This is a genomic window from Serratia sp. TSA_130.1 (assembly GCF_052691795.1).
In genome coordinates this window covers 46306-70987 of sequence record NZ_JBQZFS010000011.1, presented here as the reverse complement: position 1 = coordinate 70987, position 24682 = coordinate 46306, and the positions used below count along the sequence as shown (strand labels likewise).

Below are 24682 nucleotides of genomic sequence, written 5' to 3'. Positions count from 1 at the left end.
GTTATCGCCACCTGCACATTCCGCAAAGCCCGGAGACCCCGCCATGTTTGCCCTGGTTGACGTCAACAGTTTCTACGCCTCCTGCGAAACCGTCTTTCGCCCCGATCTGCGCGGCCGGCCGGTGGTGGTGCTGTCCAATAATGACGGCTGCGTCGTCGCGCGCAGCCGCGAGGCGAAAGCCTGCGGCATCAAGATGGGGGAGCCCTGGTTCAAAATCGCCCGGGACGCCGAGCGGCAGGGCGTAGTGGCGTTTTCGTCGAATTATGCCTACTACGCCGACATGTCGCATCGGGTGATGGCCATCCTTGGCCATCTGACGCCGCGACTGGAAGTATATTCAATCGATGAATGTTTCTGCGATCTGACCGGTATCCCGGCCGCGCAGCTGGAATCGCTCGGTCGGCGGCTGCGTGAAGAGGTGCGGCGCCGCACCCACCTGACGGTCGGCGTCGGGATCGCGCCGACCAAGACGCTGGCCAAACTGGCCAACTACGCCGCCAAGACCTGGCACAAGACCGGCGGTGTGGTCGACCTGAGCGCGCCGGCGCGTCAGCGTCGCCTGATGGCGCACGTGCCGGTAGAGGAAGTGTGGGGCGTTGGCCGGCGGATTGCCCGCCGGCTGGCAACGATGGGCATAACCACTGCGCTGCAGCTGGCCGACATGCCGGCGGCCGCGGCGCGCCGTCAGTTCTCGGTGGTACTCGAGCGCACGGTGCGCGAGCTCAACGGCATCGCCTGCCTGGGCCTGGAGGAATTTGCGGCGCCGAAGGAGCAAATCGTCTGCTCTCGCTCGTTCGGCGACAAGCCCACCGAGCTGGACAGCGTCAGCCAGGCGGTCTGCGCACATGCCGAGCGCGCGGCACAAAAGCTGCGTGGCGAGCGGCAGTTCTGCCGGCACATCTCGGTGTTCGTGGCCACCAGTCCGTTCGCCGCCGGCGAGACCTATTACGGCAACCAGGCCACCACAAGACTGGCGACGCCCACCCAGGACAGTCGTGACATCATTCAGGCCGCCCAGCGGGCACTCGAACGGATCTTCATCGCCGGCCACCGCTATCACCGCTGCGGCGTGATGCTGGGCGATTTCACCAGCGAACGCGTGGCGCAGTTCGGCCTGTTTGACGACGCACCACCGCGCAAAAACAGCGATCGGCTGATGCAGCTGCTCGACAGCCTCAATCAGGACGGCAGGGCGCCGGTGTGGTTTGCCGGGCAGGGTATTCCCGATCGCGCCGATGGCTGGAAGATGAAACGGCAGCGGCTGTCGCCGGCCTGGACCACGCGGCTGAACGATGTGCCTGTCGTGCAACTGAAATAACGCGCGATTTCACTGCAACACGTAGTTGGGGTTCCGGCGTGCAACCCCTAGTTCAATGAGAAAAACGTGAAAAGCTGTTAATGATATTGATTATCACTTTCATTGGAATACTCCCCCTGTAATGCTACCATCATAGGGTCATATCACTTTGAAAAGGACAAGCCGGATGCAAACAAGAGCTGTGTTGGCAACTTAAAAACACTACCGTTTACAGTGTGAAAGGAATGGCCACTGCAACCAATGCGCTCAAAAGTTGGACTAGACATGGGTTGAGTGTTATCGATGGTGGTCTAAATAATTATTAGCATGACATCGTGGATTGAAAATATGCTTAAATTTATATTAATTACTGCTCTTTGCGTCACTTCAGTAGGGTGTGTGGATAGTAAAAAAAATAAACTTGTATATGAAAGCAATAATCTTCAATTTATCTTGGATAAAAAGTGTATCGAGGAAATATCACCAATTAAAAAAAGCGCGGAAAATGGCTATGCATTAGCCATAAAATTAAAAAATGATATAGCATGTGCAAATAAACTCAATGTGCTTATTTCTAAAAGTGTTGGCAGAGATTTATTCATTTACTACAATTCAAATTTAGTTATGAAATCTCATGTGGCCAGCAGCCTAAAGACTGAGAATGGATACAGGCAAATGATCCCAAACAAAGAAATCCTTGATGATATTTTGTCGTCATATAATAAGCCATGACTACCTATCAAGTGCTTGAGCCACCAAATTAAGGTGGCTCCGCTCAACTGAAGCGTTATTTATCAGGGAATTCAAAGGTAACAGTCACAGGGCTTGAGTGTGATTTTACCCTGATGTATGTATTTCCGATCCCTGTGGCTTTGATTGTATATGAACCGGGCCCCATTGTGTTAATGGTTTTCATTCCATTAGCTTCTGGGTATTTTATCTCCACATCAAAAGAAGACTCCATATTCGACGAAGGATTAAAACTGACGGTATACACATTAGGGGAGGTTTCGTTAGCAAAGGAATTTAATAACTCAATCCACTCACTCCATACACCAGGCGTAGCGATGGCGCGTTTATGTTGAATTGGACCGGTATAAGGCACGGTACAAACACCATTGTTTCTTGCATCGCGGGCCTTTTGTAGTCCTTTCATCACTTCCGCTTTGTGTATTTTCCGAAGTTGTGCAAACTTTGTTCTATAAACTTTTTTGGCTTCTTCCACGTTCCCACTTTTCAGGGAATTGATGAGATTTTGGTAGTCTCTGTTATTTTTAATATAGGGACAGTTCTTTTCCCCACAAATGATACAGATATTATTTTCGAGTGCTTCTTTTACTTCTTCAGGAAACCAGTCAGATATCGAGCCGGGATTTAATTTCAGGTCGTTCCATTCCCATGCATTGGTTACATGGCTCCAACTGGTATTGGCTTCGGGCGGCTTACCGCCGTTACAGTTGAAGCCGTCATAGGTTACTTTGTTGTTATGTGGGGTTCCACTCATAACGTATCTCCTCTTTGCGATTAAATAGGCAGCGCATACAACTGTATGCACAACCAGTAATTTACCCAGTCGATACCGTTACAGCGATTAGCCCGTGTTGTTCCATAGTCCTCACAACATCGCCCCTGTATGCGCTTCAGCGCATGGAGGCGACAGCCGCGCGGTAAGAGAACACCATTTGGTCAGGGTCGCCGGAGACGCGGCGAAGCCGCCCTGCTTTGATAGATTTCACCTATCCAGCCCCTCGCCCTGAAAAGCTAAATCGACTGAAAGCGTTGTATATCTTTCATTGCGCCGTCGGAGTGGTCACGGCAAGGCGTAGCCGCAGTCGGGGCGTATCTCCGCGTTAGCGGGCCGTGAGGGCCGCTTACGGGCGTGTATGCAGAACGTTCAGCAACGCATCTGAAAGCGACTCAGTTTCTAGTTACAACATCCATCATTAAAAGCGACTCTGTTCCGGCCCTTTGGGCCGGGGCGGGGCCGCTTTTCAGCGGTGGTGAGGAGGTTTGTGGGGCTAAGGTTGGCTAATTTCATTGGTTGGGAAATTTCGGCGGTTCCGGCTTGGGTGCAGGTTCTTTTGCCTGCAGTCGTGACTGCAGGTGCTACATCAGGTTTTTGTTAAGAGAGGCATGGAACTGAGTAAGGCTCTGTTTTTTGCCCGAACAAAGTGAGGGAGGTACTCAACAGCAACGGCGAAAGCCGGTGCGCTGAGTGACTCCCTTTATTTAAAGGGCTTAGTTTGTTCAGAAACAACCTTCGAAATTAAGCATCTCTCCGAGTGATATTTCGAAGTTAATACTGCCTACGAAGTTAATGTCGAAGTTAAGGGTTTATTCGTTGCCGATCGATGTTAGCAACGCCCCGGATCGCCGTCGGCGGCCGTGAAAATCACGCCGACATCAGCCGAAACACTCCGGCCGAATGGCCAACCTGGCATCAGCGGCGAGAAACAAGCAGCACAAAACCCCCGCGGGTCAGGCAGGGTAACAATTCTGTATGTCGGAAGAAGTTAGGCTGAGATGACGCCGGCGCGCTCCAGCAGCAGCCGGTAGAACGCCTCCGGATCGCTGTTCAGCAGTCCGGGCTGTTCACGTTTGAGCGTATTCTCCAGCTCCATCGCCTTCAGCGGCGAGCGGCCCATCGTCCACTGCACCCAGGCCTGGTAGAAGCCATTCTGCTGGCGACGCTTGGCGCTGGCCAGCCGTTTAATATTGTCGGCGGTATCGTCCAGCAGGGTGTCGAGGCGATGTTCGTTCTGCTGGCGCTTGGCCAGTTCGTCCTCGATAACGGTTTCGGCATCTTTCTTGAGATTCTGCAGATCGGGACTCACCACCCAACGCTTGATTTGCTTCAGGCGGTTTTTTAGCGAGTGCTTGCGTTCGATGTCGATCCCCAGATGCGTAATGCGCACCAGGTGACGTTCGTATTTCTTGCGCAGGCTTTCCGTCAGCCCGTTCTTGATAGCCCACAGACGGTACTGATCCAGCCACAGGCGAATTTCGTGAACATGGATACCTCGACTGGTGAAGAATTTCTCCGTCAGCCAGATGCGCAGTGGCTTGTTCTGACCGGTGTCAGTATCCTGCCCGCGCGACACGATGAGGTAGTCCAGCTGCTCGAGCACCGACAGCGCATGCAGCGCCACGTCATACGCCTTGCGGCCGCTTTCGTATACGTGCAGCACCCCCATCGCTTTGGCCACGTCCTCGAACGGCAGCATGATCTCAAACGGGTAGTCGCTGTCCGGGTTGTAGTCGCAGTTGGCGCCCAGCACCATCGAGAGCACCGTCAGCGCTTCACGGCTCTCCGACCGCGCGGCAATGCGCATCGGTTTGGGACGGTAGTCCGGGTTATTGCGTTGGGTATAGGGGATATAGCCCTGCCGGCGCAGACCGATCAGGTCATCATTACGCCGCCAGTCGTGACTGCTCATGCGCGCCACCACCTTGCTAGCCATGCCTTTCGGCACACGACAGCACAGATTGGGCGTATAGCGACGATGAATTTTTTGTTGCCCGCGCCGAAGCGCATTAGCTTCGCCCCGCCGGGAGCTACGGGATTCATTGATGTGGTGCTCAACATTCGCAAATTGGCTATTCAAATAGCCCTTCGCTTATGTTGCGCAGAAGGAGTTGAATTTTTTTTGGCACAATTCTATACTCCCTGCATAGAGCAACGCTTCTATACAGTTTTAAGTGGGCCCCGGTAATCTTCTCAGTCGCCAAACTAGTCGAAGATTATCGGGGTTTTTGCTTTCTTGGATTCAGCTCAAACAGCCTCAGAACCCATTCCTTGCCACCTTTCGGCGTGGCCAACCAAAAAATTCTTCAAACGATCAGTAATCTAGCACCAGAGCAAAAACCTAGCAAGAAAGTAAACCATTTACTTTTCCGCAAGCCGTCTATTTGCTTCGCGCTCAATCAGCATCTCAATCATTTGTCCTTGAGTTAGCCCCTCATCTGAACAAAATTCAATCAGTTGTTCTTTTAAAGGATTTCGGACAAAAACATTAATCTCTTTATGCGTTGCACGTTTCCGAGCTATCGATGCCAACTGCTTCTCAGAAGCAGTCATAGCATTACCCTTTCTGTACTGACGCTTAGTTTTCGATGAGGAAGTAACTGCGTTTACGGACTGTGACATTTCTGCCTCCCCAAGGATCTGAAAAGGATCGTTTGGCAAAGCGTACTACAGAATCCGTAACTTAGCAGCATAAAAAGCATTTTTCAGTCCCGTTGGCGCGGGATGATAGATAAAAATGCAGGAAGAGCGGACGACCAGAACCCAGGGGTTCAAGCCGTCATAGAGTTACAGAAAGGCAGTACCTTTCTGTGCATGGGATTTGGGGAGTAACGGAACAGTAAACACCGTTAAGCGGTCATTTTAACTAGCCAAAAATTATCCAGCCAATTTACATCGCCGATTGCCATTTTCAGCCACCTCTTTTACGAAAGCCAAATTACCTATACTCATCTTTGCCGCTTGCAGAGCAAAAGACACCGTTGATCTCAACAGATTGATTTACCTGTTATTGACCTCTCAATTGAACCGCTTGACCGTCTTTTTGGTTCCACTACTCCCCAAACCCCGTGGTGGCCGGCGCTCATTTGCCGAACGCCCGTTCGCGGGTGTCCAGCTCATCATCGCTGGCCAGCAGCCAACTGACACATCCCTGTCTTTCCAGGCCAACAATGACCTGATGTCGTCTGAACGTCGTTGACGATGCGCCTTGATCAGGTTACGCCGCCGGGCGTTGTCGGCCATTGCCTTGCGTGCCAGGTCGCCGCGCGCCTTCAACATGGCAGGTACAGCCGGTATTCCTGTTTATCCATGGCATGATTTCCTTTTGGGGATGGATGGGGCGTGCCAATTTTATATTGGGACGACTCAGTCATCGGACAACCGGCGGGCGTCAGCGCCTCGACCTGGTTCATCACGCTGTGGCATCACCAGGTTGAGCACGCCGATATCGGCTATCACGGCCCGCACCAGCGCCCAGCATTTGATAAATGCCAGCACGTTGAGCAGCGGAAAAAGCCAGTAGCTGCTGCGCACCAGGGCAATTCCCACCGACGGCGGAAAAATCACCGCAATCACCGTGAGGCAGGCCATCAGCGCATTGAGGTGGCCACTGCGCTCAAACACCCGCTGCGTCTGGTGGCGCCCTGGGGCCGACAACGTCATTTGCGAACTCAGTCTGACCAGCGTCGGGTGCAGCAGGGCCGTCACCGGCAACAGCCCGGGGTGTTTCACCAGGTCAAGCAGTGCACGCTCTTCCTTGTCGTTGACGTGATGGTGGCTGGCAAAGCGGTAAACGACATCACGCGCGGCGCGGTCGTACTGGTCGCCCTGTCGCAGCTCATCCACTGTTACGGTCACGTTACTGCCGCGTACCCAGCGTAACAGCGCCGCGTTCTGCGGCTGGATGGCCGGCAGGAAGGACACCGCCACAAATACGCTCACCCCCACGGTCAAAAAGCCGATAATAGTTTCCAGCATCTTTTCCCTCCTTTGATTGATTTCACGGCCTGCGCTGCAGGCGCTGCGTGTATTGCGCATGCGACAGCAGCGTCCAGCAACTTCCCTCGTCATCGCTCAGCAGCCGCCAGCCCTGACCTACATCCAGCTTGAGCAGCTCCCGCCGCGGCTTTAACCGCACCGCCTTGCGAAGTCCCGCCACCCAGTCGCGCCAGGCAACTTCCGCGCGCCGGCGCACGCGCACATCAAAGCCGGCCGGCAGCCGCAGTCGGCACCGCCGGCCATCGGCTCGCCGGGCCGTTACGCACTCCATGACACTCCCGCCGATAACGCCCAGAGCAGCGCCAAATGGGCAACGTAGGCCACAGGAAAGAACTGGCGCGGCAGCAGCCGTCTTTCGCGCAGGGTGCCGAGCGGCCGCAGTGCGATGGAGACCAGCAGCACAATCGCCGACACCAGCAACCCGGCTACCATCGGAATAGTGCCGCCACCCAGGTTCAGCAGCAAGACACACGCACACCAGGTCAGGACAACGACCGGGCGATACTCGGTGAGCCACCCCTGCCGGCGAGCTTCGTCCGCCGGGGCATAACACTGGTAGCTTGCCGCCATCACAAACACCCCGGCCCAGCCAAAGGTTCCGGCGGCGAAGTGGTTGACCCAGATTGCCAGCAAGGCACCACCCAGAGCCATCCACCCGAGGCCGCCTTTTGCATGGAACCGCTCGAACAGGCACAGATACTGCGTCATCACGGCAAACAGAAACAGGATATTCATGTCATCCAGCACGCCGCCGTCCGGCGCCACCGCCTGCCAGTAGACCGGCTGGGTAACCAGCGCCCACAGCCACAGCCTCGTGGCCTGTCGCTGAGTGACGGGCCGCTGTGCCAGGTTATACCCCCATACCAGCGCAAACAGCGGGAAGGCGCCACGCCCCAGCCACATCAGGGCATCGATATTGAGGTGCAGCGCCGCGTTGGCGTGGTCTCCCATCATCAGCAGCAGCGCCAGCAGCTTGATGCCGTCCTGCTGCAGTGAGGTAAAATCAAGCCGACTGGCGGCCAGTAAGGTGATCGTTCGCATAGTCAGTTCCTTGTACAGGGCGATCGGCTGAAATCGGAATCAGTGATCGGGCGACCGGAATCAGCGATCGAGTTACCGTAATGCCCATCGCTATTCCATGGTTTTCTGTTTGGTTTTGCTCATGTCCGGGTCAGTTTCCGGCGCATGGCGCACGATATTGACCTCGTCGTTGGCCATCGATGGCCGCTTGTCATCCGTCGCTTCCAGACCGCGCACCGCATCCCGCAGGCGGTCGGCCTCCTGCCGGGCTTCGGCGTCCTGGGCAGACAGGTCGAGCAGCGCCGCGTCGTCTTGCGGCCGGCCTTCCGCTTCCAGCGCCTTTTCATCCGGCAGGTCGGTCACCTTGCGCTCACCGAATACCTCGGCTATCGCCTCGCGCTCCCGTGCTGCCTTCAGTTCTTCCTCGAGGCGCAGCGTATCGGCCGCCGGCGTATCGCTCTGCGCACTTGCGGTTTCGTCCGTGGAGGCCACGGCGTCGCCCCGCAGCAGCACCACCGCCCGGTCAGGCTGCGCCTGCATCAGGGCGCGCGCCTCATCCAGCGTCGCCGCTATCAGCGCGGCGCTCTCTTTCTCACCCTGCCGCAGCACCACCCGCGCCCCGTCTTCCGCACCCTGGTAGTGCGCGTTTTCGATATCCAGTCTCCCGGTGGCCGGCGACACCGGCACCACCCAGTTACCGCGCTGTCGGCCGTGCTCGTTGACCACCGCGTACAGCAGGGCCGGCCTGCCGCCGCCCTGGAAGTGCGCCGCATCGCGCATGTACGCGTCCAGCCGACTGGCGAGGCGGGTCTCGCCGGCCGGTCGCCCGGCCTCAAAGGCGCGCACCGCCGCCTGCGCCGCGGCGTCATCGGCGCGCAATAGCACGTCATGCACCGTCTCGCGCTTGCCGGTGTGCTTTTCCACCTGCCGTTGCCAGCCCTCAAGGTCGTCGACATACAGCTGCACATGCTGCTTTGCGCGCGACAGGGCGACGTAGGCGCTGTCCTGTGATGCCATGCGCTTGCGCGCGCCCTCAATGCCTTGCAGGGCTATCACGTAGTCCACCGAAGCCCCCTGGGCGCTGTAGGTGGTAACGGCGTAGCCGTAGTCGATATGCCGGTCCCCCGGCACGGCGGTCGGGTCGAGGCTGACCTGCTGCTCACCGACCGTCACCTGCAGCCGCCCGCGCGCATCGATGCAGGTCACCACACCGATGTCGTTGGTGCGCAGCATCCGGTCGCGGTCGGTGGTGGTCAGCCGTAGCCGCTCCCCGACCGATACCGTCATCGTTTTTGCCTCAAATACCGCAACCTGGCTGCGCCTCAGGGTAGCCGGCGCCAGCCAGCGTTCGTCATGACCGTCCAGGCCGGTGAGTGATACCGTGCCGCTTTGGCCATCGACGGCCTTGATGGTGAAATAGTCCTCGCCCATCTTGACGACATGCCCGGTATTCGCCTGCCAGAACGCCCGGCTGCCGAGGTCCGCCTGGCTGTTCGATACGCGACTCAGGGTGCTGACCGTGATGCTTTCCCCAAGCTTGCCCTCTGCCTGCAGCCGGTCATGCACCGCGTCATTGATGGCACGCCGGTCGGCGTTCAGTTCGGCAACAATCAGGGTGTTGTCCCGGGCCTCGGGGGTGCGGCCTACATAGTCGGCGGCAATCAGCGCCGCCACATCGGACTCGCCGAGCGTCTTGAGGTCGATGACGCTGGATGACGGCACCGGAGAACCCGACTCGCGCGGGATGATGTCCGGCCCCACCTGCTGTGACACGGTCACCGCCTCGCGCACATTGCCGGCAATCATCGCCTCGATGGCCGGCCGCAGGGCCGGCGTCTGACGCACGATATCCTGCATGATGGCGATGTCGGCGGCGCTGCGATGCAGCGTGAGCGAGAACGGCACGCCGGACTCGAGCGGCTTGAGCTGGGCCTCGTCGCCGCTCATCACCGCCCGGCCGCCCCCCTGTGCAATCAGCGAGACGGCGGTGGCCATATCGCGGTTTCCCACCATCGAACTTTCGTCTATCACGAACACCGTACGGGAAAAGTCCGGCTTCTCACCGCCTTCCTGCGCGCGTGACTGCTCGCTGAGGAAGCTGGCGAGGGTCTGCGCCGGGAGTCCCGCCGCGGTCAGCTCGCTGACCGCCCGGTGCGTCGGCGCCAGCCCCACCACCTGCGGCGGGTTGTCGAGCCTTGCCAGCGCGGCGGCGACCACCTTGAACTGGGTGGTTTTGCCTACCCCAGCATAGCCCTGGATAGTGACAAAGCGATCCTTGCTGGTTAGTATCATCTCTGCAGCCTGCCGCTGTCCCTGAGTCAGGTTCGGGTACGGGTCCGCAGCTCTCCCCGTTTGACTGGGGTCATCTTCGCGATTGGTTAGGCCACTGTTTGTTGTCAACGGCGGCAGGCTGTTCTTCCCCTCGGCGATATGCCGCAGCACCGTTTTCTCCTGCTCCCAGTTCTCGCGCCGGATATAGGTGTCACCGCGTCCCTGAACGGTGGCCAGGGCAATGATGTCGCCGCGCCGCTCAAGCCGCGCCAGCTCACCCAGCGCCACATCCGGGGTGACGCGCTCGTCCATCTGCCCGGCCAGAGCCGCCACCTTCAGCGCGGAGAACATCACGTTCGTGCCCGTCGCCTTTTCGATAGTCAGCCCTACCGCGCGCGACGTCGGCGTCATGCGCGCCTGCTGCAGGCTGCGCAGGGCCTCGGTGACCGAGTCCTTGCTGCCGAGCGCCTGCAGCCCCTGCGTGACCGTCACCGAGGTGCGCGTGTGCGTGAGCCTGGCGGTGATGTCCGCCTCCGAGAGCGGCGTAAAGGCGAGGATGGCGTCTCCGCTGCGCCGCAACTGGTTGACCGTGGCATCCGAGACCTCCTTGCCGCCCAGCACCGCCACCACCTGCCCCTGCGTTTTGCGGCTCGCCCCCAGCGATTCGGTGTAGGCGTAGTCCATCTTCAGCGGGGCGCCGGTCAGCGGGATGTGCGCACGCTTGCCCTCCGCGTCTTCAACAACCAGTCGCTCCCTAAACAGCAGGCTTTTGGGTTTGATGCCGACCACCCGCAGCTCCGCATCGGCGCGCAGGTGGTGCCCCAGCTCGCCGGTCGCCCTGACCCGCTCACCTTCCTGCAGCGTCAGTGATGCCTTTTGCCAGAGACGGTAGCTGCTGTCGATGGCGCTTATCGCCAGACCGCTGCGGTTCCCGTTTGCGTCCTCGACCGACAGTTTGTGGGTCTCCTTGCTGACACCCACCACCGTCATGCGCTCAAGAACCTGCTTGCCCTCTACCCGCTCCAGCACCATCCCCACCTTGTAAGTCCCGCGATTTTGCCGCGTGCCGGCGTCCAGCCACACGGGTGAGAGCGTATCAACCGTCCTGAGCGTGGCGCCAAGTACCCCTTCTTCACCCAGCGCAGTCCGAATGGCCTGCGTTAATTGGGCGCGCGTGCGGGCATTGCCCGCCTGCGCCACCACCGCCAGCCCGGCGGCCGCCTGCTTCGCCACGTGCCGGGCGGCAACCTGCAGCCGGTCATCCACCGTATCCTTTTGCACCAGCGTCACCGTGGCATTTTCCTGGCGCTCGGAGGTCTTGAGCTGCATGACACCGGCGGCGCGCAGCACCTCGGCGCCGAACCCGGTTGCACGCCGCGCATGCGTATCCAGTACGACGGCCACACCCTGACTGCGGTCAACCGCCTGCAGCACCTGATGGAGCTGCGGCACGCTCAGCTGCTCAGACTCGGGCAGCGCCACCTGCGAAGACGCGGGCAGGCCGCGCTCGGCGACCTCCTCCACCGTCATCACCGTGCCCACGTCCACCCCCTTCAGGCGCGACCGGGCTGCCCGGCTCGCCACCACCACCACGCTCTCACGCCCGGCCTGCGCCGCCGCCTCACCAAAGCGCGTCAGCAGGTCTGCCTGAAATGCCTGGCCACCGCGCGCATCGATGAGCGTCAGCCCCCTGCCTGCCTGCGCCCACTGCGCGACGATGCCGGTCGCTTGCGCAGGCGCCGGCGTATCCACCCGCCCCGCTGCCAGCCGGGCGGCGAGCTGAGACAATCGCTGCTCGTCCCGCACATGTGCCGCCGACGTAAACAGCGTTTGCGCACCGTCCACTGCCAGCAGCGCGCCGCGCGCCACCGCGGTCTCGATTTCCGTGCGCACGGCGCCATACACCCCTTCGCGCATCGGCAGGCGACCCAGTGCCGCGGTCAGCACCGCGTCAATGCCAAAGCGAACCGCGCTTTTGGACACGACGGCTATCGCCTGCTCCACGGCCTGCGCCGGTGTCATGGCATCATCCTGCGCCGCCTGACGCTGCGTGCGGGCCGCCAGCAGCACGGCCGCAGCGGTCTGTGGCGCCGGCTCCGCGGTCTTATCCGCCGCCCGCGCGTCAACCTCCGCCTTAAAAGCCGCGTAATCAAAGCCGAGCTCATCCTTCAGCTTCTGCCGCCAGTAATCGCGCACGTCATCCATGCAGGTAAAGTCCTTGGCCTTGCGGGTATCGAGCGCCGCCCGGGTTTTCTCCCGGCTGCCGGCATCCCTCCCCGCTGCGGCGAGAATGTCCTGGCGCCGTGACGAAAAGGGCTCGGTCGGCACCCCGTCAATCTCATACATGCCGTGCGGGCCGGCGTCACGCAGCAGGTAGCCGGCAGCTTCAAGTTCGCCGCGCATAAACCCGCGGTACATCGCGCCGATACTCACCTGCTCCTTCCAGAGGATGTTGTTAAAGCCACTGCCGGCCTTGGTATCACTGGAGAGCGTTTTCCAGCCGCCGGCCGCCAGCGTGGCGTTGGCCACAATGGCGTGGGTATGCAGCTGCGGGTCGAGGTTACGCGAGGTGTCGTGCAAAAACGTCGCCACCACCAGGTTACCGGTCTGCTCAAGCGCGCTGACGCCGTCCGTCATGGTGCGCGTCGAGGCAAACTTCTCCAGCTCGTTAAGCGTGGCGGCCACCGCCCGCTTGTGCGCCCCAATCAGGAACGTGTCACCGGCAACCAGCGCCAGCACCGACACGCTCTTGGGTGCCGAGAAGGTCAGGTCGATGCCCGGCTGATGGGTGTTCTTGCCGTTTTTCATGTGCGACAGGTCACCCCCATCCGGCAGATGGCCTTCCAGCACCGCCCTGAACACCTCGCCCTTGACCGGCCCTTCAAGCCCCAGGCTCTCGGCGCCGGTACCGAGCCACTCGGTGGCCATCTCGCCGATAAAGTAGTAGTTGTCTTTCTGCTCGTAGTAGCCGGCGGCGTTGGCGGCCGACTTAACCACTGAGACGGATAGCATGGTTATCGCTCCATTTCGGTAAACGGCGAACGCCCGGATGGACGGACCATCTGATCTTCATCCCGCAGCTCGGGCGGAACCTGCTCATTGCCTTGCACGTCGGTTTTCTCCGGCGTCGGCGGGGCAGTCCTCGCGGATCCCGTGGCCGATGCTTCAATATCGGTACCACGTCCCTCGGCCTCATCAGCGTCCTGCGCCGGCGTTACGGCGCCGGCGTTGGCCGTACTTTCCGATACGGGCGTGGCGGTCGCCGGTGCGAACAGCGCCGCCACCGCGTTGCCGGTCACCCCCTGCAGCGTGTCGCCGCCTTCCAGCAATGCTTCGATATCCTCGTCCATCACCGCGTCGACGTCGCGCGGCACGCTCGCCTCGGCCACAACAGAAAAGGGCTCACGCGTCATCTTCATGTGCACCACCGGTAGCCGGCCCGGCAGGGTGATATAGCACTCCAGGTCGTCCAGCTTCTGGATATCCGAGTAGCTCACCAGGTGTTCGTTGACTTCATCCTTGGAAAACTGCACGCCGTCCCGAATGATATCGACGCCGTAGCTGTACTGGTCGCGAAACTTGAGGTGACGTTTTTCACCCAGCTCTTCCTGTACAAACTTAGCCACGTGCGCACTGGGCGCGCGGCCGAACACGCGGGTATTGAGCAAGTCCCAGATATCGGCGGCGCCCTCGCGGCCGAATTGCGTCTCCAGCTGCGGGTAGTTCTGCAGCCCCACCAGGGTGCAACCGCCGAACTTGCGCGCTTCGGCCACGTATTCGCCGAGTATCGGCAGCTTGTGCAACGACGGCAGCTCGTCAAGCAACAGCCAGATGCGCCGCTCGCGGTCCGCATCCGGGCGCAACCCCAGCACGTTGACCATCAGCATGTGCAGCCACGCGGTCAGCAGCGGTTTGAGCGCCTCGTGATGGCGCCCGTCGCTGGTGATGAAGATCCAGCCGTTGTCGCCGTCCATGTCCACAGTGTGTACCCAGTCACGCAGGTTGAAGGGGCGCTTGCCCTCCTCATCCAGCCCCTGCAGAAAGCGCAGCGCGGTGACATAGCTGGTGAGCACCATGCGGATGGTCATGGCGGTTTTCTCGACGCTGCCGTCCACCAGGTTGGCGGCGTCGGTGTCCTTGAGGAAGGTGCGCAGGTCTTCAAGCGACACCGACAGCAGCTTCTTCATCAGGGTGCGCAGGTTGCGCTCATTCATTTTGGCCAGGCGTCGCGCAACTTCCGCAAACAGCCGGCGGGCGGCCAGCAGCCAGAAAGGATCGCCGCTCGGCGCGTCAGGCAACAGGGTCTTGGCGAAGTTCTCGAAATCCGCCACCGTGCGGCACTCGTCCCATAAATCCCAGGCGGCGCAGCGCGCATCAAACGGGTTGAGGATGACGTCCTTGTTTGCCCGGTAGAACAGCGGCAGGAAGTTGCCGCCCTTGTCGTAAATCATCACCTTGTCGCCGCGTGCGCGCAGCTGGCGGCAAAGGTTGTTGATCATGGTGCTCTTGCCGGCGCCGACGGTGCCGTGCATAACGATGTTCTGCATCTCGCTGTATTTGATGAGGTGCAGCCCGCACAGGGCGAGCGGCGACAGCCGATCGTGCTTCTTCAGGATCTTGTTGACTACTTTCACGTCGTCGACCAGCTCACGGCCGCCGACCATCTCGTTCTGCCGCTGCTTCTTGCCGCGACCGCCCAGATACCAGAACACGGCGAGAAAACCGAGCGCAAAGGTGACGCTGGCCGCGCCCCAGCCCCAGAAGGCCACCTCCTTGAGAAGATTGCCCTGCTGCTGGAAATAGCGATCGGCCACCACTTGCGCCGCCGTGAACTTGAACTCGACGACCTGACCGGTTTGCGGCCGTGTCCAGTGAAAGGTCATGGTGTTGCCGGCGCCGGAGGGGAATTGCCGGTGAAACGGCAGCACCACCCATTTGACCAACCAGTAACTGCCGCCGTGGATGATTTGCTCAAAACGCATCGACAACCCGACCCACAGCGCAAACACCGCCAGCGAGGCCATCAATATCCAGAAGGTGGCGATGTTCATGATTTGCAGGAACATGCCAATCATGTACTTGAGGACCTGACCGCCCTGGGTAAAGTCGCGGGTATTAAGACTCATCAGTACCTCCGCAAAACAGGCTCACCCTCGTCCCACAGGCGGGCGAACTCACGTGAAAAATCGGCGGCAACCAATGGCACATCCTGCAGCCAGAGGGCGTTTTCGGCATTACGCGCATGGGCACTCACCGAGTAGTTATAGGACCCCACCTGCACCGAGCGGTTATCGATAACCATAAACTTGTGATGCATCGCGGCGTAGCGGTCATTGAGCCGTACCGGTACGCCTTGGTTGGCCAGAAAGGTGACGGCTGTGTATTTGCTGTTGGCCTTGCGGTCGGCCACCACCTGCACCCTGACGCCGCGCCTTTGGGCGGCGAGCAGCGCGGTGGCGATGGGTTTACTGGTAAAGCTGTAGGCCGCCATGCCGATAGACATCTGCGCACTGCCAATGGCGGCCAGCACCACCTGCTGCGCCGTGCCGCCGGGTGAAAATCCCGTCATAACGCCAGCGGCCTGGGCGCCTGTATGACAGACCATCAAAAACAAACCGACAAGCAGGCATCGGCAATGACGGTGAACTCGCTCAAACATCATCGTATGCTTTCCTTCGAAGGGTGCGGGTTTACTTGTACGGCAAGCGGCCGTACAATACATAAGGAGGTATTTATCATGGCATCTACAACATCAGCGCGACTCGAAGCGCGCATCACACCAGAGCTTCGGGATATGTTGAAACGGGCAGCAGAACTGCAAGGTCGCTCGATGACCGATTTTGTCATATCAGCGGTTCAGGAAGCGGCAGCAAAAGCCATTGAGCAAACGACCACGATCAGGCTATCGATGGAAGACGAGCGGCGCTTTGCCGAGGCGCTGATTCATCCCCCTGTGGCAAATGCCGCGCTGAATCGGGCATTTGAGCGTCACAAGCACCATTTCGGGCGTGAAGAGTGAGTGGTACTCCCCTGACGGTCGTCAGATTGCCGGAGAGCCTCGATCGCAAATCGTTCCGTAGTGCTTCTGTGGCAATCGACAGCTACTTCCATCAACGGGTGTCACAAGATAGTCGTCGACGGATCACAACCTGCTATGTCGCCCTGGACAGCACGGGGGAGATTGTCGGGTTTTATACCCTGGCGGCGGCCAACGTCATGTTGCCCACAATCCCCGAAAAGCAACAAAGGAAACTGCCGCGATATCCCGCCATTCCGGTGATCCGCCTGGGCCGCCTGGCTGTCGATCTGCGTTATTCCGGTCAGGGTATTGGCGGCGCACTGCTGGCAGACGCCCTGATAAGAGCTGCAAACGTCGATATTGGCGCTTACGCGTTAACGGTAGATGCCAAAGATACACAGGCAGCCAATTTTTACCTGCACCATGGGTTCATTCCGCTAATCGACGCTCCTTTACAGTTATTTTATCCCCTTTCCGGGATACCTCAGAGCTGAGAAGCTTCTCGCTGCTTTAATTCTCGGTGCAATTTTCTGAGTAATAACCCACCGTTTACTCAAAGGATAAAAGCTTTTTATTAATTACCACCTGACCGCCCATTAAACCACGCGAAAAAATGTTTTATTAAATTCAGCGATTGCCACACACCGATAAAGCAGAAAATGCTTAACAACAAATCGTAGTAATTTCTCGATTCGCCAATAACTATCGTCGTGGAATGTCGCACAATAAAAACGGTGAGTATCCAGCTGATGGCGGGGAATAGCTGTTTGACATTCATATCTCATTCATCCCTGAAAGCGGCCCTGCCAACCGGGCCGACGTGTATTTACAAGATATTGGCAATCGACTTGGCCAACTGGTCTTCGAGCACCGGTTTAGCTTCCTCGAACTTAAGATTGACCTTGTTGGCGTTGGACACCACCCGGGTCTGGTACTTATGCTGGTTACCCTGCTGCGTGCTGGTCTGTACCTTGGCGCCGGATGTGCCCTGACGCAGTGCCGCGACGCTGTCGGTGCGCACGCTGGCGGTGGTGCGCTCGGCGATTTGCACATCGGTCACCATGGTGTAGTTGGTGTCTTCAACCAGGGCGTCGGCGGCAGCACCGAGCAGGCCGGCGGCCAGACCGACACCCAGGGTGGCACCGGCGGAATTGGAGTTGTAGGCGGTGATCCCCGCGCCGAGCGCCGCGCCGGCCACGCCGCCCTCATAGCCCTGACTCAGGAAGCCCTGCGCCTCGCGCAGATCCATCTTGTCCGCCTTGAGTACGTTCGCCTGTACCCAGTAGTAGGCCGAGGCGGGGTTGCTGACCACAACATAGCCCTTGGCCTTGACGGCATCGGCGATTTTCGCCTGCAGCGCGCTCATGTCCTTGTCAGAGGTGTTCTTGATCTGCAGGTACACGGTCCGCTCGCTGGCCGGTTCGAGCCAGATGGTCTAGCTCATCTGAGTCTTGACCTCGAGGTTACGCTTTTTGATGGCGGTGCTCATGGCGCCGCACCCAGAAAGAGCCAGCGTACTGCTGACCAGAGCTACCATCATTATTTTTTGAGTAGATTTCATCGTTCTTCCTTGTTTACACCATTGAGAAACTCTTGCAACTCTTTGTTTTTTAACTCGTCCTTCGCTGCATCGACTAACCCTGCCAGGCTGGGGAGGTTGAATCGCCCCAGATCAAAGAGGAGAACAAACACGGTTATAAAAAATAACGGTATTTGTACTAATGGAAGTAATGAAGCCATTCCATCCGGTAAGCAATAGGCTGATACGGTTAGCAATATGCCAAAATGGAAATAAGCATAGTGAGAGACTTTTTCTCTTAACATGGCCAACAGACGAGATTTTCTCCTTGTTTCTTCCGGGATCATCAAGTACTGCATATGATACGAATAGATAAGCGAACCAAACCCCAAATTAAATAAAACCGAGAAGAAATACATACTGCAGTAAAAATTACTGTCTATGCGCCTCTCAAAAAGCACCATAGGAATCATTCCAACAAGCATTATCAAATGAACAAGGCAAAAATAAATAAGAGACGGGCGCATGCCTTCTGAAAAAGATGGCACCTCAACATCACTTTCCTTGATCGCCTTGACGATCATCGCGACTTCTTCACGAACCTCACTTTGTTTCATCTTTACCGCCTTTTTGTTTATTCAGCAGTTCTTTCGCTTGCTCCAAATAATCAGCATTTTTATCATCACGGGGATCAGTAAACTTCGCCTGATGTAATTCCGCCGCCTGATGCTTTATAGTATAATCTTTATTCTGTTGGTTAAAGTTTGTTTTATTATTATTCAGACCTTTTTCCACATCGCCTTTATCATAATTAACCAGATCTTCATTATCATTCATGCGTTGCGTGGTGTTTTCCATCATATTACCGACCTGCACCTTCACGTCCTTTTTGATGTGCGCATCGGCAACCCTGGCATCAATATCTCCCATTGCCGCACCGTATGCCCCGCCTTGCGCTTTCGCCGCGTTACCAGGCGCGTGGATACCGTCGCCGACATGGCTGGCCGCCCGGTCATAGTGCGTGTCCAGTCGTCCGCGCAGTTTGTCCTCGACGAACGCCTCCGCCAGGTCTTCCCGGCGCATGCGCACCGCCTCGCTGTTGGTGTTGGTCAGCACCTCGCGCGCCTCATCATCAGACAGCTTGCCGTGCACATACCCCACAAACTCCTGCGTGTAGTTGCTTCGTGCCTGCGCGCTGAGCGTATCTGTGTTCGATGCCATCTGCTGGAACTCGTGCGTGCGGGTCTGGCTGTCGGTGAACTGCTGGTAGTGGCTGTCGCTGGTTGTCAGTCCGGCAGAGATTTGTTGCATCAGGCCGGCTGCAGCATTGTCGACCCGCTGGCCGATGTAGTTGACGCTGTAATTGCGCATCACGTCCAGCCCCTCACTGAAGGTCTTGGCATCACTGGCGGAGATATCGTGACCTGCATCCGTGGTGTTGCGCCCACCCTGCGAGGTTTGGGCCGAGCTACCTGAACTGCCGGTGCCTTCAATACCAGCATGAAGATCTCCCCTGACGGACCCTCCAAACGCTAGTGACGCTACTTTCCCAAGCGCCGCTTTTTCGCTATCAACGACAAACGCCGCTTTGGCCCCCGCATTTACGTTGAGAGACCTGGCCTTGGTTTCAAGTTCGGTGAAGCCCTGATCGAAGGAGATATGATTGCGCTTCGCGTGCGCCTCTACGACCGCAATCGCCTTGTTCATGCGCTGCGCATCGACGGTCGACATGCCGGTCTGCGCCGCCAGCGTGGTGCTGTCGCTGTTGCCGAACTGGTCGTGGAACTGGCGCAGCTTGCCGCCGGTTTCAGTAACCGAGTGATTGTAGCCTTCCAGCGCCGTCTGGGTCTGCACCTCGCTCTCCCGCGTCAGCTTTTGGGCGGCCGAGGCGCGATGGTGGTCGAAGTTGATGTCGACCGGCAGTTTCGACATCGCCTCCCCGGTCTGATACACATGCTGGCCATCTGCAGTACGGGTTTCGGTGGCGCCGTTGCCCAGCTGCGTAGTGGTCTGACCGCTGCGCCAGACGCGGTTCAGGTCGGTCTTGAAGCCGTTGACGTTGTCGACCGACTGGTTATTGATGCTGTAGTTGCCGCTCGCCACATTCCCGGCATCGCCCGCCGTGGCGCTCATCAGCGCGTTGCCCACGTACGAACCGGCGCTGGCCACCCCCTGCCCGATGCGGGTGAACAGGTAGTTAGAGAGGAACGGCACCGTCAGCGTCAGCCAGCCGGCAACGCCCGCCAGGGTGGTGGCATCAGACATCACCTGGTTCTCGTTGGACAGCGTCGGGCCGGCGCCCTTGAGCATATAGGCACTGGTGAAGTTGACGATGAAGTTCAGGATGGAGAACATCAGTGGCCACATCATCAGGCTGGCGAACCACCCGAGGTAGCTTTTCACCACCGGCCAGGTCATCTCGCGCACAAACAGCAACAGCAACATCAACGGGAACAGGCAAACGAACATCACCATGAATACCGTATGCAGCAGCGGCATCACCTGGCTTGCCATCTGGTAGCCGCTGTGGTGGGTGAGTTTGAGCTTCATCAGCGACATTTCCGAGTTCATGTCGACCAGCGACCCCATGTCACCCATCGAGCGACTGTAGCTGTTAAGGCCGCGCTTGATGCCGGCAATCATCACGTTTTGCTTGAGGATGTCGCTCGACGACTTGCCTGCCTCAAAGAAGTAGTTGTATGACCCTTCCAGGTACTGCGGCAGTACCGTGGTATTGTTGCGCAGCCCCGGCAGCATGCGTCGCACCAGTCGCAGGAAGCTGCCGCCGTTTTGTCCGCTTTCCGCCGCTATCTGACTGCGGATGGTAGGGGTGACCTCGATGCACGATTTGTAAACCGTGTCCGTGCCGGTGTTGAACATGATGCCGCGCAGCGGGCTGGGCTTTTTGAATATCAGGGCATCGATGTCCCTGGACTGCATCAGCTGGCTGACCGTGTATTTGTGATTGAGCTGCACATCGGGGATGATGCAGTTCTTCACGTATTCGTTGAAGTTCTCCGCCAGCACCTCATTCTTGAGTCTGACGACGAACGATTCCTGCATCAGGCGCGTGCCGAACATCATGCCGGTTTGCGAGTAGGCCCGCTCTGCCGGCAGGTGCAGGATATCCTCAAACCCGGTCGACAGGGTGATGGAGGTTGTCGTCAACAGCCACATAGGCACCGCCAGCCCCATCGGGACGTTGTCGACCCGCCCTGTCTCCTGCGGCCGGTTAAGGTCGTTGACCACTACCGTGGTGCGCGGCGAGAGCAAGGCAGAGGTGACAATGACGAACGTCAGCCCCCAGCCAAACATCACTTTCGCATCATGCGTGCGCACAAAGGCAATCAGGCAGGTCAGCACGCCCAGCGTCTCGGCCAGCCACAGGATGCTGCGCCAGCCGGCGGTATTGACCATCGTCGCCACAAAGTTCAGGCCCATGGTGATGATGCTGCCGTTGCCCGTCACCCAGATATCCATCCGTCAGCCTCCAAACTCGTAGTTGCTCAGGGTCTTGTCGGTCAGGCTGCTGGAGAGCTGCTGGCGCATGTACGCGAGATTCTGCTCGAGCTCCATCACGCCGTTTTGCTGCACCTGGATGCGCTGCACGCGCTGGCCCAGCTGATTGCGTACCGACAGCAGGTTCTCGCGGAACCGCGCGTTTTCGTCTTCGGTATTGAGGGTGCCCGACGCCGCCGTCTCGGCCACATCCAGCAGGCCGTTGATGTAGGTCATCACCATATCGGCGGCGATATATTCCGAGAGCGAGGTCACCACCGTCGCATCCAGCCCCAGCGATGCCGAGTCAATGGTGTAACGCAGCACCTTGACGCGCGTACTGGCCACCAGAGCCTTTTCTTCATTGGTCAGGCTGGCGTCACTGCGGCTTTTACGAAACACCTCCTGAATGATGTTGCGCACGCGTGACGTCATGCCTTTGTCAGTTGCGAGCGTAAACTCGCTGGCCGAGGGTTTGAGGCACTCGCTGTTGTCGTTGCAGCGATAGATTTTGGCGGTGCCGCCGTTCAGCAGGGTATTGAACAGCGCCTCGCTGCCGCCCCTGGGTGCCAGGAACGTGGGGTTACCCTTTTCGTCGTATATCACCGTGCCCACCATCGACATGACGAGTTCCTTCAGTTCCCTGTCGTCGCTGATGAACTGATTGATTTTCTCGAAGGTGGACCAGGTCAGGTTGCGACTGCGGGGAATGCGTTTTTTCTCTTCCGGCGTCGCCTTGCTGAACACCTTGTCGGTCTCGTCACCCACGCCGCACCCCTGCCGCGAGGCCGCCCAGTCCGAGAACATGTCGTGCTGGCCGCCGATGTCCTGGCAGATTTTCTTCGAGGCTTCCTGGGTTTTCGGCCACAGGCCGCCGACAATCGACTGTGCGGCCTGGCAGGTCGAGATGTTCATGTTGTTGATGGAGGTGAGCATGTTCTGCAGATTGTCCTTGATGGCCTTGCACTGCGGGCACACGGTTTCCAGCCCCAGGTCGAACGCGTACCCCACGGCGTTGCTGAGGATTTGCTTGCCCATCATCTTGAGCTGGTCGGTATTGATGAAAGAGAATGACCCCAGATAGGCATCAATGCCGCCGCAGCCGGATTTGATGTCGGGCAGCGTCACGGAAATCAGCTGGATGTTACGCACCGGCATGCGCATGAATAGGTTGCCCCCGGTCAGGTAACCCGCCGACTGCCCCTGCCAGGCCGCCGCCTGCGTCACGTTGGCGCCGCCGTCGCCCATCTGGTCAAAGAATTTGTTGAGGTCACCCTGAATGCCGGCGTGCGACGGCTGCGCGCTGCAGGCAAGCAAGACACCTGCAGCCAGCAGGCCGTAGAGGTTATTTTTTCTCATTTCTGCGTCTCCCACTCGCCCCGAATTTGTTAAGCAGCCGCCGCGCGCTGCGGAAAATTGCAAGCAACAGCTGCACGTAAAACACCACCGTTGCCAACAGCGCCAGCCCCATGGCCGCCCAGATAAGCACCTTTATCACCCCGTCCCAGCGGAGCACCGGCAGCGCTGTGGCGGCCAGCCATTCCAGCCCCGGCAGGTACAGCGACAGCCGCACCATGTCGGCACACCATCCCCGAAGCCCCATTGCCGCCAGTACCAGCAAGGCCGCATAGCCTATCTGGCGATACGGCTGCGCGATAAATGCCCTCACAGCACCCCCATACGCAGCGCCATGGCAAAGCTCTCGTCAATACGCTGCTTCAGCACCTCGTCGCTGATGGCGCCCTGCGACAGCGGAATGGCAACCAGCGTTTCGCGGTTGACCAGAAAGTCGGTGGGCGTGGTCTTTGGCAGTTCGGCAAAGAAGTCGTTAATCACGGTGTCATTGGCCGGCAACACGTCGGGGAAAGTGGCATCGCCCTTGCCGTCGAAGCTGTAGACAAACACCGGCAGGTTCAGCTGCGCGCTTACCGCCCGGAGCACCGGATTGAACTGGTGGCAGTACGGGCAGTCCGAGCGAATGAAATGCACCACCTGCCACTGCGCGATATTGATGCTGCGACCGTCGCGCAGCCGGTAGTCAACCCGTCCGCGCCTGGGCGCGGCAGCCGTCTTATCTTTCCCCTGCACGCCCGCTGCCGGCGAAACGCGCCCGGCATCACCGAGAGACAAAGCATCCGGCTTTCCCTGCTCCAGCGCCTGCAGTTCGTCGCGCAGCCCGGCGTGCGCGCCGGACGCCACGACCAGCAGCACTGCGGCCAGCACGCTCCAGCGTTTACGTGTCGTCATACGCCCAGCTCCTGCAGCCACGCTGGGGCAGTGGCAAGAAACTCGTTCGGACGACACACGCGCCAACAGGGAATGCCAGCCGTCTTCAAAACATCATCAAAGATGGCATCACGCCGGCGCCGGTCCGGACGATGGTGCGAAAGGTCGTCAAGTTCGATAACGGCCAGCACGGTAAAATCGTCATGACGCACCAACACGAAGTCACAGTGCCACTGCGATATCTGACGAAACAGGGCGTTATACTCCCGGCTCCCGGGCTTGTACCGCGCCGAAACGGTGACGATGTCGCAGAGGCGAACCTGCGGACATACCCGCAAACCCGGCGGCAAAGCATGCACCTCAAGCGCGCGGAGAAACTGTCGCTCACTGTCCGTCATGAATGGCTTGCGCTGCCAGGCATCGCCCTGCGCCTGCAGCCGGGCAGATATCACTTTGCCAGGCGCTGTCTTGGCACCTTTTCCGTCTGCTTTCTTGATGAATGCCAACAGAAAGATAAAAAGCACGAAAAGAAAAAAAGCTGCACCAATAAGGGCACCAGAGGGAGACAAGGACGTCGTCCAGTTCACTTATCACCTCCCCGCCCGGACAGCTTCGGCAAGGCCAATTTCCACACCTCGTGTGCACCTGCCATCGCCGCCGCCGTCAGAGCGGCGATCAGGTCATAGGCTGCAAACACGGCGGCAGCGGTCACCAGGCTCGCGACCAGCAACGCGGCAATCAAAGCGACGGCAATCAGCACCAGCACAAGCTGAGACGCCGGACTCCCCGCGGAAACAGCCTGTGACGCCATGCCATACGCGAACAACGTAGACTCGGACGAGACTGCTTTGATGGCGGCCACGCCGTATTTTTCTGCGTACACCATGACTGACAGCAGCGTTATCAATACAAATGTGAGTTTTCTCATTGGTATTCCTCTATTTATGGATTACAGATCAACCCGCTCAATCCCATCACGCCATCGGGACGCCGTCGGACGCAGCCAGATACACACGGGGCCATCGTCTTGATCGTGCAGCGAGCCCAGGAACCAGCCATCACCGGCCGGCGGTCGCGGCATCCAGCCGCATGCATCCCAATCCTCGTCATCAAAGCCAGCCAGGAACAGCACGGGGTCTTCATCGCGCATCAGCATGACCCACGCTTCCAGATCCTGCTCGCGCAACCAGCCCGAGAAGTCAGCGGCGGTTTCCAGATCAACCGCGCGCATCGCCGGGTGCGTCCAGCACCCCTGCGCATCTCGCTCAACCTCTGCGGCGGTAATATGTCGTTTTGTCATGTCATGCT

21 protein-coding genes and 1 pseudogene are annotated in these 24682 nt (G+C 58.7%); 4 read left to right on the top strand and 18 right to left on the bottom strand.

The genetic code is table 11. The features are described from left to right. Nucleotides 1-43 precede the first annotated feature (43 nt). The gene (gene umuC / locus ACUTQY_RS24240; protein WP_260048756.1) at nt 44-1318 is read left to right on the top strand and encodes a translesion error-prone DNA polymerase V subunit UmuC; all 1275 of its coding nucleotides are present in this window, start codon (nt 44-46) and stop codon (nt 1316-1318) included. 306 nt (nt 1319-1624) lie between these two features. Further along, a complete protein-coding gene (locus tag ACUTQY_RS24235) occupies nt 1625-2029 on the top strand; it encodes a hypothetical protein (RefSeq protein ID WP_201884904.1) in 405 nt (134 codons plus the stop codon). A 55-nt stretch (nt 2030-2084) separates the two neighbouring features. Here the strand turns inward: ACUTQY_RS24235 and ACUTQY_RS24230 are convergent, their stop codons facing one another. The 9 genes from ACUTQY_RS24230 to ACUTQY_RS24190 all read right to left on the bottom strand — a co-directional run bounded on the left by ACUTQY_RS24230 (nt 2085) and on the right by ACUTQY_RS24190 (nt 15774). Beyond that, complete coding sequence (locus ACUTQY_RS24230) at nt 2085-2801, bottom strand: colicin Z family toxin (RefSeq protein WP_072270307.1); 717 nt, start codon at nt 2799-2801, stop codon at nt 2085-2087. A gap of 1009 nt (nt 2802-3810) precedes the next feature. Beyond that, nucleotides 3811-4734, bottom strand: coding sequence for a Replication protein (locus ACUTQY_RS24225; protein ID WP_311202136.1), 924 nt, complete (start codon nt 4732-4734; stop codon nt 3811-3813). Between the two features lie 449 nt (nt 4735-5183). After that, on the bottom strand, nt 5184-5444 hold the full coding sequence (locus ACUTQY_RS24220; protein WP_170853589.1) for a replication regulatory protein RepA: 261 nt from the start codon (nt 5442-5444) through the stop codon (nt 5184-5186). A gap of 744 nt (nt 5445-6188) precedes the next feature. Continuing rightward, on the bottom strand, nt 6189-6800 hold the full coding sequence (locus ACUTQY_RS24215; protein WP_260048760.1) for a hypothetical protein: 612 nt from the start codon (nt 6798-6800) through the stop codon (nt 6189-6191). Between the two features lie 22 nt (nt 6801-6822). Next, nucleotides 6823-7092 (bottom strand): ParE family toxin-like protein, encoded by a 270-nt coding sequence (locus tag ACUTQY_RS24210; protein ID WP_149543304.1) that lies wholly within the window; start codon nt 7090-7092, stop codon nt 6823-6825. After that, the gene (locus ACUTQY_RS24205) at nt 7080-7862 is read right to left on the bottom strand and encodes a TraX family protein (RefSeq protein WP_260048761.1); all 783 of its coding nucleotides are present in this window, start codon (nt 7860-7862) and stop codon (nt 7080-7082) included. Before ACUTQY_RS24205 ends, ACUTQY_RS24210 begins: the two co-directional genes overlap by 13 nt. A gap of 90 nt (nt 7863-7952) precedes the next feature. Then, nucleotides 7953-13124, bottom strand: a complete 5172-nt coding sequence (gene mobF / locus ACUTQY_RS24200; RefSeq protein WP_445583334.1) for a MobF family relaxase — start codon at nt 13122-13124, stop codon at nt 7953-7955. Nucleotides 13125-13126: 2 nt separating this feature from the next. Then, on the bottom strand, nt 13127-15238 hold the full coding sequence (traD, locus tag ACUTQY_RS24195; protein WP_260048763.1) for a type IV conjugative transfer system coupling protein TraD: 2112 nt from the start codon (nt 15236-15238) through the stop codon (nt 13127-13129). Next, complete coding sequence (locus tag ACUTQY_RS24190; protein ID WP_260048764.1) at nt 15238-15774, bottom strand: phospholipase D family nuclease; 537 nt, start codon at nt 15772-15774, stop codon at nt 15238-15240. The genes traD and ACUTQY_RS24190 overlap by 1 nt, the downstream gene beginning before the upstream one ends. 75 nt (nt 15775-15849) lie before the next feature. Between ACUTQY_RS24190 and ACUTQY_RS24185 the strand changes: the two genes are divergently transcribed. Continuing rightward, complete coding sequence (locus tag ACUTQY_RS24185; RefSeq protein ID WP_180547226.1) at nt 15850-16131, top strand: type II toxin-antitoxin system TacA family antitoxin; 282 nt, start codon at nt 15850-15852, stop codon at nt 16129-16131. After that, complete coding sequence (locus ACUTQY_RS24180) at nt 16128-16625, top strand: GNAT family N-acetyltransferase (protein WP_260048765.1); 498 nt, start codon at nt 16128-16130, stop codon at nt 16623-16625. The genes ACUTQY_RS24185 and ACUTQY_RS24180 overlap by 4 nt, the downstream gene beginning before the upstream one ends. Before the next feature lie 332 nt (nt 16626-16957). Here the strand turns inward: ACUTQY_RS24180 and traT are convergent. The 9 genes and pseudogenes from traT to ACUTQY_RS24135 all read right to left on the bottom strand — a co-directional run bounded on the left by traT (nt 16958) and on the right by ACUTQY_RS24135 (nt 24674). After that, nucleotides 16958-17692, bottom strand: a pseudogene (traT, locus tag ACUTQY_RS24175) (conjugal transfer complement resistance protein TraT). Beyond that, a complete protein-coding gene (locus tag ACUTQY_RS24170) occupies nt 17689-18267 on the bottom strand; it encodes a hypothetical protein (RefSeq protein ID WP_260048766.1) in 579 nt (192 codons plus the stop codon). Before ACUTQY_RS24170 ends, traT begins: the two are co-directional and overlap by 4 nt. Next, a complete protein-coding gene (gene traG, locus ACUTQY_RS24165; protein ID WP_260048767.1) occupies nt 18254-21130 on the bottom strand; it encodes a conjugal transfer mating-pair stabilization protein TraG in 2877 nt (958 codons plus the stop codon). Before traG ends, ACUTQY_RS24170 begins: the two co-directional genes overlap by 14 nt. 3 nt (nt 21131-21133) lie before the next feature. Then, nucleotides 21134-22507: a conjugal transfer protein TraH gene (locus ACUTQY_RS24160; protein WP_260048768.1), complete on the bottom strand. Its 1374-nt coding sequence runs from the start codon at nt 22505-22507 to the stop codon at nt 21134-21136. After that, nucleotides 22494-22817, bottom strand: coding sequence for a hypothetical protein (locus ACUTQY_RS24155; protein WP_260048769.1), 324 nt, complete (start codon nt 22815-22817; stop codon nt 22494-22496). The genes ACUTQY_RS24160 and ACUTQY_RS24155 overlap by 14 nt, the downstream gene beginning before the upstream one ends. Then, nucleotides 22814-23395 (bottom strand): type-F conjugative transfer system pilin assembly thiol-disulfide isomerase TrbB, encoded by a 582-nt coding sequence (gene trbB, locus ACUTQY_RS24150; RefSeq protein ID WP_260048771.1) that lies wholly within the window; start codon nt 23393-23395, stop codon nt 22814-22816. The genes ACUTQY_RS24155 and trbB overlap by 4 nt, the downstream gene beginning before the upstream one ends. Further along, nucleotides 23392-23961, bottom strand: coding sequence for a DUF2726 domain-containing protein (locus ACUTQY_RS24145; RefSeq protein ID WP_260048772.1), 570 nt, complete (start codon nt 23959-23961; stop codon nt 23392-23394). Before ACUTQY_RS24145 ends, trbB begins: the two co-directional genes overlap by 4 nt. Beyond that, nucleotides 23958-24302: a hypothetical protein gene (locus tag ACUTQY_RS24140; RefSeq protein WP_164120197.1), complete on the bottom strand. Its 345-nt coding sequence runs from the start codon at nt 24300-24302 to the stop codon at nt 23958-23960. Before ACUTQY_RS24140 ends, ACUTQY_RS24145 begins: the two co-directional genes overlap by 4 nt. A gap of 21 nt (nt 24303-24323) precedes the next feature. Then, on the bottom strand, nt 24324-24674 hold the full coding sequence (locus ACUTQY_RS24135; RefSeq protein WP_260048775.1) for a hypothetical protein: 351 nt from the start codon (nt 24672-24674) through the stop codon (nt 24324-24326). Between the last annotated feature and the right edge of the window lie 8 nt (nt 24675-24682).